13 protein-coding genes are annotated in these 12110 nt (G+C 33.9%); 9 read left to right on the top strand and 4 right to left on the bottom strand.

Going from position 1 to position 12110, the window contains the following annotated elements; all coding sequences use genetic code 11:
- Positions 1–53: 53 nt before the first annotated feature.
- Entirely contained in the window at positions 54–1361 is a 1308-nt protein-coding gene (locus PBT91_RS07475) for an NAD(P)/FAD-dependent oxidoreductase (RefSeq protein ID WP_270061155.1), read from the bottom strand.
- A gap of 126 nt (positions 1362–1487) precedes the next feature.
- Between PBT91_RS07475 and PBT91_RS07470 the strand changes: the two genes are divergently transcribed.
- Both PBT91_RS07470 and PBT91_RS07465 read left to right on the top strand, forming a co-directional pair.
- Positions 1488–1982 (top strand): RNA polymerase sigma factor, encoded by a 495-nt coding sequence (locus tag PBT91_RS07470; RefSeq protein WP_270061154.1) that lies wholly within the window; start codon positions 1488–1490, stop codon positions 1980–1982.
- Positions 1983–1985: 3 nt separating this feature from the next.
- Positions 1986–2627, top strand: a complete 642-nt coding sequence (locus tag PBT91_RS07465) for a hypothetical protein (protein WP_270061153.1) — start codon at positions 1986–1988, stop codon at positions 2625–2627.
- Between the two features lie 29 nt (positions 2628–2656).
- Here PBT91_RS07465 and PBT91_RS07460 read toward each other — a convergent pair whose 3' ends face one another.
- Both PBT91_RS07460 and PBT91_RS07455 read right to left on the bottom strand, forming a co-directional pair.
- The gene (locus PBT91_RS07460) at positions 2657–3469 is read right to left on the bottom strand and encodes a lysophospholipid acyltransferase family protein (RefSeq protein ID WP_270061152.1); all 813 of its coding nucleotides are present in this window, start codon (positions 3467–3469) and stop codon (positions 2657–2659) included.
- Between the two features lie 100 nt (positions 3470–3569).
- Entirely contained in the window at positions 3570–4208 is a 639-nt protein-coding gene (locus PBT91_RS07455) for an NUDIX hydrolase (RefSeq protein ID WP_270061151.1), read from the bottom strand.
- On the opposite strand from PBT91_RS07455, the gene PBT91_RS07450 reads away from it, so the two are divergent.
- The gene (locus tag PBT91_RS07450; RefSeq protein ID WP_270061150.1) at positions 4207–4965 is read left to right on the top strand and encodes a peptidylprolyl isomerase; all 759 of its coding nucleotides are present in this window, start codon (positions 4207–4209) and stop codon (positions 4963–4965) included. The genes PBT91_RS07455 and PBT91_RS07450 overlap by 2 nt on opposite strands.
- 149 nt (positions 4966–5114) lie before the next feature.
- Here PBT91_RS07450 and PBT91_RS07445 read toward each other — a convergent pair whose 3' ends face one another.
- Positions 5115–5828, bottom strand: a complete 714-nt coding sequence (locus PBT91_RS07445; RefSeq protein WP_270061149.1) for an RDD family protein — start codon at positions 5826–5828, stop codon at positions 5115–5117.
- A 38-nt stretch (positions 5829–5866) separates the two neighbouring features.
- On the opposite strand from PBT91_RS07445, the gene PBT91_RS07440 reads away from it, so the two are divergent.
- From PBT91_RS07440 to PBT91_RS07415, 6 genes are read left to right on the top strand one after another with little or no spacing between them, the layout of a single operon-like run.
- Entirely contained in the window at positions 5867–6832 is a 966-nt protein-coding gene (locus PBT91_RS07440) for a stage II sporulation protein M (protein WP_270061148.1), read from the top strand.
- Positions 6822–7685, top strand: a complete 864-nt coding sequence (locus PBT91_RS07435; protein WP_270061147.1) for a hypothetical protein — start codon at positions 6822–6824, stop codon at positions 7683–7685. Before PBT91_RS07440 ends, PBT91_RS07435 begins: the two co-directional genes overlap by 11 nt.
- Complete coding sequence (locus PBT91_RS07430) at positions 7682–8455, top strand: DUF4129 domain-containing protein (RefSeq protein ID WP_270061146.1); 774 nt, start codon at positions 7682–7684, stop codon at positions 8453–8455. The genes PBT91_RS07435 and PBT91_RS07430 overlap by 4 nt, the downstream gene beginning before the upstream one ends.
- The gene (locus PBT91_RS07425; RefSeq protein WP_270061145.1) at positions 8448–9686 is read left to right on the top strand and encodes a DUF4350 domain-containing protein; all 1239 of its coding nucleotides are present in this window, start codon (positions 8448–8450) and stop codon (positions 9684–9686) included. Before PBT91_RS07430 ends, PBT91_RS07425 begins: the two co-directional genes overlap by 8 nt.
- A 55-nt stretch (positions 9687–9741) precedes the next feature.
- Entirely contained in the window at positions 9742–10755 is a 1014-nt protein-coding gene (locus PBT91_RS07420; RefSeq protein WP_270061144.1) for an AAA family ATPase, read from the top strand.
- A gap of 2 nt (positions 10756–10757) precedes the next feature.
- Entirely contained in the window at positions 10758–12086 is a 1329-nt protein-coding gene (locus PBT91_RS07415) for a DUF58 domain-containing protein (RefSeq protein WP_270061440.1), read from the top strand.
- Positions 12087–12110 lie beyond the last annotated feature (24 nt).

The raw sequence follows: 12110 nt of genomic DNA, 5'->3' as shown, positions 1-12110 counted from the left end.
ACCCGAATCTTTCGATACGGGTTTATATTATCTTTTTATTCTGGCTTATGATGCTATATTTTTTTCTGATTTGTTTCCAAATTTTCTTTATTCGATTTATAAGGTCTTATAATTAGCCTTGCCGCGCGATCGAAGTTAATATAATTGTATACCCAATTACAAAAGGTGACTAATCTATTTCTAAAGCCTATTAAAAACCAAAGATGCACAAACATCCAAATAAACCAGGCAAAAAAGCCTCCGAAAGTTGATTTTCCAAGATCTACAACGGCTTTATTTCTTCCAATTGTAGCCATACTTCCCTTATCAAAATAATCAAAAGGTTCTAATTTCTCACCTTTAATTAATTTCTTAAGATTCTTTGCCAAATGTTTTCCTTGCTGTATAGCCGGCTGTGCAACCATTGGATGTCCTTTTGGGTATTCTTCAGTTTGCATAACTGCAATATCGCCAATGGCAAATATGTTCTCGTAACCATTAACCTGATTAAACGCATTTACCTCATAACGATTTGCTTTTTCGATCATAGCAGAAGCATTTAAACCTTTTACAGGAGCACCGGTAACCCCGGCAGACCATATTAGGGTTTCTGTCTTTAAAGCTAGATCTGTATTTGTGGTAACCAAATGACCATCATAATTCTCTACCATGGTGTTCAAATGAATTTTTACTCCTAAATCTTCTAAAAATTTCTGAGCTTTTTTAGAAGATTTTTCACTCATAGGTGGAAGTACACGCCCTAAACCTTCTAACAAGTGAATATTCATTTCTGCGGGATTAAGATCGGGATAATCTTTTGGCACAATATTATTCCGAAGGCCTGCTATAGCTCCGCTCAATTCAACTCCGGTAGGACCAGCCCCAACTAAAACGAAATTTAATAAGGATTTACGCTTTTCTGGATCTGTTTCAATTACAGCCTGCTCTAAATTCTCTAAAATGAGACTTCTAATATTTAATGCCTGCGGGATCGTTTTCATCCACATGGCATTCTTTTCTACACTCTCATTTCCGAAGAAATTCGTTTTAGATCCGGTAGCAATCACCAAGTAATCGTAAACAAGTTCTCCAATATTAGAGTGAATGATATTATTTTCGGCATCTATAGATTCAACTTCTGCATTTCGAAAAAAGCATTTTTGCGAATTCCTTGTCACTTTTCTTAAGGGATATGCAATAGAATCTGGCTCTAATCCAGAGGTTGATACTTGATATAAAAGGGGTTGAAAGGTGTGATAATTATTACGGTCTAGCAAGACCATCTGTATTTCTTCGTTTAATAACTTTCTTGCCAGGGAAATTCCGGCAAAACCGCCACCAATGATGACCACCCTGGGCAATTCGGTTCTGGGTATATTCATAATTATTGATTGGTTTACCGTAAAGTTACGGCTTAAACCATAAAAACGAAGCGCATTAACGGTATTTTAAAGTTTTTGTGTAACAAAAAATAGTTTATTGCTACCTATAGAAGCTAATCAATCAATGTGGAGAAAGAATTAGAACATCAATTCGTCACAAATTTAGAGCGACATCAAAATATTGCGCATAAAATTTGCAGATTATATACGCACGATAGAGAGTCGCATAACGATTTGTTTCAGGAAATCACTATTCAACTATGGAAAGCCTATCCTAAATTTAGGGGTGATGCTAAATTTAGTACATGGATGTACAGAGTAGCTTTAAATACTGCAATTACCTTATACCGAAAGAAAAAACGTGGTATTGCAACTCAGGATTTTGATACCGTTCATTTTAAAATAAAAGCGGAAGATTATGACGATGAAACCGAACAGCAATTAGGATTGATGTATAGTGCTATTAAAGAATTAAATGATATTGAAAAAGCATTGGTTTTTCTTTATCTAGAAGATAAAAATTACAAAGAAATATCGGAAACTTTAGGAATAAGTGAAGTGAATGCACGAGTGAAAATGAATCGAATAAAAACTAAACTTAAAAGTGTTTTAAATCCGTAAACTATGGATGGATTAGAATTATTAAAAAAAGACTGGAAAAACCAGGAAGTGAATCTTCCCAAAGTTTCCTATGACGATCTTTATAAAATGATCTGGAAACGATCTTCTTCGATCGTAAAGTGGTTGTTTGTTATTAGTCTATGTGAGTTTGTGCTTGGTATTGCACTTAACTTCTTTGTAATGGATGATAATTACTGGAAAAATCTGGATAAGGTAGATTTAAGAGAGTTTACCATCGCATTAAATGGTATTAATCTAATTATCTGGTTATTTTTTGTGTACAAATTCTATAAAAACTACCAAAGAATATCCTCGACCAGCTCTACCAAAAAATTGATGCAAAATATTTTAAAAACCAGGAAAACTGTTAAGCATTACATTGGTTATATGTTGATCTCAAGTGCTTTTGTAATCGTCATGTATTCTTTCCTTATTTTTTATCATTATTTGCATGAAACTCACATCGAAAATAATCCAATAAAAGATTTCGACACTATCGATTATTTTAAATTTATCGGGATAATCATAATTGTTCTGAGTATTGTTCTTGGCGGGATCTGGTTATTTTATCGTCTTATTTATGGTATTTTACTAAGGCGATTAAAGAAAAACTATACGCAGTTAAAAAATTTAGACTGCGATTAACACCTTTATAATTCTGAATAACAACGCTGCTATTCTTCTTTATAAGAATAGCGGCGTTTTTCATTTAAATGTTCTATCTCTTCCAGTTCATCTGTTGGAATTACCTTTAAAAATGAAGAATGTTGTTCGATTGCATATTCTAATTTTCCAACGATATCCTCAATACTATCATTATCATAATCGATCTCTAAAGGTTCTTTTACCTGAAATGATTGTAAAATGCCTCGCTTTTTTATACGCAGACCTTTCTTATCAAAAGAACGTCTAAAACCGTCTATAACAATAGGCACAACAATTGGTTTGTATTGTTTAATAATATGAGCTGTCCCTTTTCTTATAGGTTTAAAAGGAGTTGTGGTACCTTGTGGAAAAGTGATAACCCAACCATCATCTAAAGCGACTCCTACATTTTTAGAATCGTCTGGATTTACCTTTCTTTTTACTTCTTGGCCTTTAGATCGCCAGGTTCGTTCTACCTTAATAGCCCCCGCATATGCTAAAACTCTGGCCAACAATCCGGCTTTCATTGTTTCTTTAGCTGCAACGTAGTAAATATTCATTTTGGGTTGCCAGATGTAACCCACGTTCTTTATGCTATCTACCCTTCCGCTTAAACTGGCATTAAAAACGTGAAACATGGCCACAACATCGGCGAAATATGTTTGATGGTTAGAAACAAATAAAACTCCTCTTTCTGGAAGGTTTTTGATAATTTCTGAACCTTCTATATTTAATTCGTTGAATCCTCTATAACGACGATGCGTCATTAATCCGAAAACTCGAATAAGCCATTTTTTAATAAATAATATATGTCCAAATGGATTCTTTTTGAATAATCCCATAATTTAGTTGGTCTATTGGTCGCAATGGTTCTATTTTAACGAAAACTAAAAATTCCTCTTCATTTTTTCTGAAAAACCCACAAATATAAGGATTTCGATTTTATAGAATTTCCTGGAGCATTTCTCGAAGTTCACCAAGCATCATGCCTGTTGCGCCCCAAACGATCTGATCGTTCAATAAGAATGCTGGAACATCAATATTCTCCATATAAGAAGTACTCAAATTCTCGGTCACAAAATTTTTCTCATCTAAAAAGTCTTCAAGTTTTACTTCCAATATAGCTTCTACTTCGCTTTCTTGCGGAATAAGATGTGGAGTTTCAGTCATAACTCCTACAAAAGGATGTACCCAGAAATTACTGGGCGGAATATACAGATTTGTTAATCCTCTTATCACTTTAATTTTATCTCGAGGGATACCAACTTCCTCTTCAGTTTCACGTAAAGCCGTTTCTTCTATATTTTCGTCTTCCTCTTCCACCCTTCCGCCGGGAAAACCAATTTGATTTGAATGAACACCTTTATAAGTTTTTCTTAGAATAAGCACAAAATAAGTTTGACCATTTTTGGGGTAAAAAACCGCCATTACTCCCGCTTTATTTGTTCTTTTTGCTGAAAAGTCAATTTTTTTAAGTTCCTGAACTCTAATAGAAGGGGCTAATTTATTGTGTGCAGCCTCGCCGGGCAGTTCAATTTTTTTTAAATTTGAAATTCTATTTTTAAACTCGAAAAATTCCATGTTTAAACGTGTATCAGTAATCGTAATTTTGGTTGTTAGTGTTTTCGCAAGTTGTGAAGATAAGAAAACTTCAGGCGATAATAATTCAGAAAACACCTCGGCAGCCGTTAAAAATAGCATAAAAAGCGAGGATTCGGTAAAAAATAAAGTCGATTTTTCAGAAATTGAAAATAAACAGGAGAAAAATAAAACAGAAAAAGATACCGCCTTTCCTATTCCGCAAGAAAAATTAATACCATTTTTAACCGAATATGGAAAGAAAAATCCAGAGAATAAAGTACTTATAACAACCTCTTTTGGAGCATTTGAGGTAACATTATATCGTGATACGCCGCTGCATCGCGCCAATTTTATTATGCTTGTTAAAAACAATTATTTTAATAATACTTATTTTCATCGTGTGGCGCCAAATTTTGTGATTCAGGGAGGTAATTCAGATAATGCTTCTACTAATAAAAAAAGATACGCTATTGGAGATTATTTAATCCCGAATGAATTAAATGCAGGCCACACCCATAATCGTAGAGCTTTTTCTGCAGCAAAGTATGCGGAGCAGAATACCAGCAAAGCATCGAGTCCGTTTGAATTTTTCGTGGTTTTAAATCCTAATGGAGCGCATCATTTGGACGATGAACATACTGTTTTTGGGTATGTTTCCAAAGGAATGGATGTTGTAGATAAAATTTCTAAAGTCGAAACTGGACAATCAGAATGGCCAATCGATAATATCGAAATGAAGGTCGAGATTATTGAATAGTTTTTCAGTTTGCAGTGAGCAGTCTCAGTTGGCAGAGATCAATTAACAATTAACAGTTAGCAATTATCAATAATCTAAGTTTTACGGTGCTATTTTTAATGAAGAATGTCTAGGTTCTAGGCTCTAATATCTTAAATCTAACTTCTAACCTACTGTTGCGTAAAATAATTATAATCTTCGATCACTCTTTTTACAAAAACCATTGGTTTTTCTTCAAATTTCACTCCCAGTAAGTTCGATAATTTTTCAGCTAAAGCAATGATCACATTATGATTTCCATTCATTCTTGCTTTTCTGTAAATTTCTTTAATTTCTTGTACATCCCGATCGTTTAAAACTGTTACCTGTGGATATTTTGGACTGTAATCTTCAGGGATTTCAACAGCTAAGGTATTCGCTAAACTCACTTTTCTTTTTTCAGAAATTACTGTGGTTTTTGCGGCCATATCGCCTAAACGCTGTCCTTTACCATTAAGTAAAATAGTAACTACAGCGATGCTACCACTTCCTAAACTAATGTCGATAGTTCGCAATAACCATCGGATAAGATAATTTGAAAAAGCCGGCCGAGATCCATCCAATTTCACCACTCGTATTTTTAATGCAGACTTCCCAGGAGTTTTACCGTCCCAAAAAGTTTCAAATAATAAATAATAAAGAAAAATAGGCAAACCTATCACCACATAATACACGCCTTCGCCAAAACGATCGGCTTCTAAACCTGCCAATAATAGCATGCTAAGAATACCATAGGCGGCAATTATAAAAAGATCTATTAAAAATGCTAAAATTCGATCTCCGATAGAAGCCGAATTTTGCTGAATTCCGATATTTTGAGCGGTTTCAATTTGAAAATTATCCATTAAATATGTTTCTTTGAGGATCTAATCTAATCCTGAATATGCGCGAGGCTGCTTTTGTGAAGCAAAATAAAGATAAATGGCTTAAGTTTGAAAGTCTCCTGAAAAATAATAGTAATATTTCTCCGGATCAGCTCTCTGCTTTTTATGTAGAAATTACCGATCACTTAAGCTACGCCAATACTTTTTATGCGGGAAGTAATACAGCTCGTTATCTTAACGATCTTGCATCTTCTGCGCATCGAATGATTTATAAAAATAAAAAGGAATCGAAGAATAAGTTTCTTTTATTTTATACGAAAGAGTTTCCTTTATTCTTTTATCAGTACCAGAAACAACTCTTATTTAGTTTTTTAGTATTTGCGATTTTTGCCATAATTGGTGCTTTTTCCGCGGCAAGTGATGCTAATTTTGTACGCGCAGTTTTAGGTGATGCTTATGTAAACGCGACACTAAATAATATTGAGAATAACGATCCCATGGCTGTTTATAAACAGGCTTCAGAAACCGATATGTTTTTGGGGATCACCATAAATAATGTTAGAGTTGGCCTAATGGCCTTTACCCTTGGCGTTCTTGGCGGTTTAGGAACCTTGGTAATAATCATGCAAAACGCAATCATGTTAGGTTCATTTCAGTATTTCTTTTACGATAAAGGCTTACTTTGGGAATCGGCACGAACCATTTGGATACATGGTACCATAGAAATTTCAGTAATAATTATCGCAGCATGCGCCGGTTTGGTTGTCGGAAAAAGTATTTTATTCCCAAAAACCTACAGCCGATTGCACTCTTTTGTTACTGGTATTAAAGACGGATTAAAAATCATAATTTCTACCGTTCCTTTTTTTATTATTGCCGGATTTTTAGAAGGATTTGTAACAAGACATACAGAAATGCCAGATGCTCTGGCTATTTTAATTATAAGTTTATCTTTTATTTTAATCCTTTGGTATTACGTAATATTACCACATCGTTTACATAAAAAATTTGTTGATGGAAAATAATATATTCAGATTTAGAAAAACCAGAGATTTTGGAGACTTACTAAGTGATACTTTCAAATTCTTAAGGGAAAATGCTAAAAGCTTTTTCAGTATAAATTTAAAAGTTTGTGCTCCATTTTTGGTGGCATTAATCTTGACTAATGCCTACTATACGTATATGACCATTGGCACTGGCTTTGAAGGTTATACAAATTTAACAGGATTTTTGATCCCGGCGCTCATAAACATGCTCGCTCTTTTTGTTTATATTACCGCACTTTATTTAAGCGTATTTAACTATATAAAATCATATATAGCAAATGACGGTATTGTAAGTGAAGAAGATGTAAAACAAGGTCTCAAAAACGATTTAGGCAGTGGTCTGGCATTAAATTTAGTTGTAGCAATATCTATCTTTATAGCCTTTCTTTTCTTAGTCTTACCAAGTATATACCTAGGTGTGGTCTTTACTTTGGCTTTACCCATATTAGTTTTTGAACAGAAAAGTTTGGGAGATACGATATCCTCTTGCTTTCAACTAATTAAAGATAATTGGTGGATGACCTTTGGTCTTTTAATTGTTTTTGGAATTATCATGTATGTGATTAATGTAGTTTTCCAACTTCCTTTAATAATTTACATGCTGGTAAATATGATCTCCGGATTTGATGCAGGAATAACAACAGTTGCCGAAAATATGCAAAGTAAAGATCCAATTCTAATAATACTATCTGTGCTTTCTTCCATAGCGCAATACGTATTATACATTATCACACCATTATTTACTAGCCTTTTATATTTTCATTTACACGAAGAGAAAAACTTTACCGGAACTTTTGAAAGTATTGATAAGCTTGGTAGCGATCGCGAATGAAAGTCTTAATTTATTTTCTTTTATTACTGAATTTCCATTTTGCGTTTTCGCAGCAAGATTCTATTGTCCAATCTGAACCTGAAAGTGAAAGTAGAAGCGTACGTTATGATGAAAATAATAATATAAGTCCGCTTAAGTTTGAAAAAACTACGATTGAAAATCTAAAACAAAATGAAGATTTTAATTATTTAGAAGAAGAGCAACATAAAAACTGGTGGCAGCAATTTAAAGAGTGGATCAATCAAAAATATCAGCAATTCCTCAATTGGCTATTTGGAGATTATGATGCTGGCAGCTTTTTTGGGCTTATCATAAAAATAATTCCTTATATCCTTTTGGTTGGTATTGTTATTTTGGTGATCTGGTTATTTACGAGAATAAATCCCGGTAAAAACATTTTACAAGAACCAAAAGCGGCAAATGTAAATCTAGATAACGAAGAAGAAATAATCCAAAATGCTGATATCCCGGCTTTAATAAAAGAAGCTATTGAAAATGGCCAATATCGTATGGCTGTTCGTTACTATTACCTTCAGGCGTTAAAAGAATTAGATCTCAAAAACGTTATCGATTTTGAAGCGCAAAAGACGAACGACGATTATATTTCAGAAATAAGCAATTCGCAGTTAAACAACATTTTTAAAAAAGTTACTCGCATTTATAACTTTATCTGGTACGGCGATTTTCAGGTTTCTAAAGAAGACTTTTTGTTAGCAGAGAAAGGTTTTTCAGAATTAAATACCAATATTAAAAACACCAAAAATGAGTAAATTTTATAAAATTTCGCTTGGTGTTTTTATCTTCTTAATAGCCTTTCTCACCTATTTAGAAGCTATCGAGCCTACGCCCATAAACTGGTATCCCAGCTACGCTAAACAAGATAAAATCCCTCTAGGAACTTATGTTTTTTATGAAAACTGGAAAGCCAGCAATCCAGATAATTTTAAAGAGATAAATATCCCTCCTTTCGAGTATCTAAGCGATAGTGCAGGTATTGAGAATGGCACCTATTTCTTTTTAAATAATTATGTGAGTTTTGATGAAGATGAATTAAATAAATTGCTGAATTGGGTTGAAAAAGGAAATACGGCCTTTATAGCTTCAGATGTATTTGGCGAGCATTTCTTAGACACACTTAATTTAGACACCAAACCTTACAACAAGAAAATTGAAGATGAAATTTCGTTTATCCCCAAAACGGAATTAGACCTGGTAAACCCAAATTTTGGCGAGAATGGCCCATTCGAAGTTCCGCATGAGTTTAGTTCTATTTACTTCAGCAAAATAGATACCTTAAAAACGACTATTCTGGGAACCGTAAAATATGATGACGATACGATAACTGAGCCGCAAATAAATTTTATTGAAACTGAATTCGGAAAAGGAAAAATCGTTTTACATAGTACGCCAGAAGCTTTTGGAAATTATTTTGTACTGAAAAACAACAATTTTAAATATGCTGAAAATGTATTGGCTTATATCGATCAAAATCAGCCTATTTATTGGGATAATTATTACAAAACCGGTAAAGCCCAACCTACAAGTCTATTGTATATCATCATGCAAAACAAGCCATTAAAATGGGCCTATTATCTTATGATCATTGCATCGCTGCTATTCATTATTTTTGAAGGAAAACGGAAGCAGCGCGCAATCCCGGTGGTAAAACCTTTAAAAAATCAGTCGTACGAATACACACAAACGATTGCCGATCTTTACCTTGAAAAAAAGCAGGTGGACGAGTTGACAAAAAAGCGTATTCAGCATTTTAAGGAATATATTCGTACAGAAATGAAACTGGATCCCGATAAAAAAAGAGATGAATTTTATCCAATTTTAGCTGATAAAACAGGAAATTCTATAGATTTTATAAAAGAATTGTTCGAAAATATAGAAGCGGTAGAAAGTAAGAAAGCTACCGCACAGGATTACGAAACTATATGTAAAGGCATCCATAAATTTAAATATGCAAATGCCATAAAAACCAAAAATATCGTTTGATTTTCTATAAAATCAACTAAAAATAAAACTTCGAAAGAAGAAAAACCGAAACCCAATGGAAGAACAAAATATACAACCAGAAAACGACCAAAATAAAGAACTGAATTTTGACAATCGAATTCCGCTAGAAGACTTAAAAAATTCAGTCGAAGATTTAAAATCTCAGCTTTCGCAGATTATTGTTGGTCAAACCGAATTTGTAGAATTGCTTATTGTAGGCTTACTTTCTAATGGCCACGTTTTGATAGAAGGTGTTCCCGGCGTTGCAAAAACGATAACAGCAAAACTTTTTGCGAAATGCCTGCAAACCGATTTCAGCAGAATTCAGTTTACGCCAGATTTAATGCCGAGTGATGTTTTGGGAACTTCAGTATTAAATATGAAAACCTCAGACTTCGAGTTTAAACCAGGCCCGGTATTCTCAAATATCATTCTTATCGACGAGATAAACCGTGCACCTGCAAAAACACAAGCCGCTCTTTTTGAGGTCATGGAAGAACGACAGATTACAATCGATGGAAAACGCCATCAATTACAAGATCCTTTTATGGTGTTGGCTACTCAAAACCCCGTAGAACAAGAAGGAACTTATGCGTTACCTGAGGCGCAACTGGATCGATTTCTTTTTAAAATTGAAGTTGATTATCCAAAATTAGAAGAAGAAATTGAAATTCTTAAAGGTCACCACGAACGAAAAGGCCAAAAACCTGAAAGTAACATCACTTCCATCCTTTCACCTGAAAAATTAAATGAACTAAAAACGCAAATTTTCGATATCAAAATTGATGAAAAGTTATTGCATTATATTGCAGAGATTGTAAGTAAAACACGCCAGCATGCGCATCTCTATTTAGGTGCTTCACCAAGAGCTTCGATTGCGATAATGAATGCAGCAAAAGCCTTCGCTGCCATAAATGGGCGTGATTTTGTAATTCCTGAAGATATTAAGAAATCACTAAATCCTGTTTTAGGACATCGTATTATCCTTTCGCCAGATCGTGAGATGGAAGGCATGAAAACCAAAGATGTAATTCAAATGATTAGCCAATCTGTAGAAATTCCGCGATAGTGATCAAATTTCTAAAATCCTTATACTTAACTAAGCATTTCTTTTACGCGATCGCTGCGATTGCTGTACTTTTCCTATTTTCATTTTGGATACCTGCAATCTATCCTGTTATTTGGGTGATATTGGTGATTTTAAGCATTGCTTTATTATTTGATATTATAGCATTATTTCAGGGAAAGGGATTGACCGCAAAACGAATTTTACCAGAAAAATTCAGTAATTCTGATGCGAATTCAGTAAAAATTCAGATTAAAAATGCTTATTCTTTTAAGGTTTTTGCTGAAGTGATCGACGAGCTTCCAATTCAGTTTCAAAAAAGAGATTTTTTATATACTTCCGAAGTAAAACCTACTAAAAACTTCGAATTTGAATATGAAGTTACGCCTTTAGAACGTGGGGAATATATCTTCGGAAAATTAAATATTTACGCCCAAACCATACTAAAATTAGCCAAAATCAGGAAGGTTTTTGATGCTGAACAAATGGTAAAAGTTTATCCGTCGTTTATCCAGATGAAAAAGCTGGATTTCTTGGCGATTGATAATAGAATTTCGCAATCTGGACTCAAAAAAATACGTCGCCTGGGGCACACGATGGAGTTTGAGCAGATTAAAGAATACGTAAATGGCGATGATGTAAGAACCATTAATTGGAAAGCCACCGCCAAACATCGAAATTTGATGGTTAATCAATTTCAGGATGAAAAAGCACAACCCGTTTATTCAGTGATCGATACGGGCAGAGTGATGAAAATGCCTTTTGAAGGACTTAGTTTGCTGGATTATGCTATTAATAGTAGTCTGGCTTTTTCAAATATTGCCCTACGGAAAAAAGACAAAACAGGACTAATTAGTTTCTCTTCTAAAGTTGAAAAAATATTAAAAGATTCCTCCAGGATGAGTCAGTTACAGCGAATCATGGAAAGTCTTTATAATGTAAATACCGATTTTAAGGAATCTGATTTTGGAAGTTTATACGCCGGTATTAATAGGTTTATCACGCACCGCAGCTTATTAATGCTCTATACTAATTTTGAGCATCCATCGGCTTTAGAACGACAATTACCTTATCTAAAAGCGATAAATAAGCGCCATGTTTTAGTGGTTATTTTCTTTGAAAATACCGAAATCACTAAATTGCTACACTCCTACCCTGAAAATCTTACCGAAAGCGCACACCAGGGAATTGCTGAGGAATTTAGCCAAAATAAAATAAAAATGGCTAAAGAACTTCAACGAAACGGTATCCAAACCGTACTTACAAAACCAAAAGAATTAAGCGTAAATACCATTAATAAATATCTTGAAATTAAAGCACGAGGATTGATTTAAATTATTCGAATATGGGATCGTTGG

Origin of the sequence: Zunongwangia sp. HGR-M22 (assembly GCF_027594425.1) — a bacterium.
Classification (GTDB): domain Bacteria; phylum Bacteroidota; class Bacteroidia; order Flavobacteriales; family Flavobacteriaceae; genus Zunongwangia.
The sequence above is the reverse complement of the archived record's forward strand: the minus strand, read 5'-3'. Positions and strand labels throughout refer to the sequence as shown.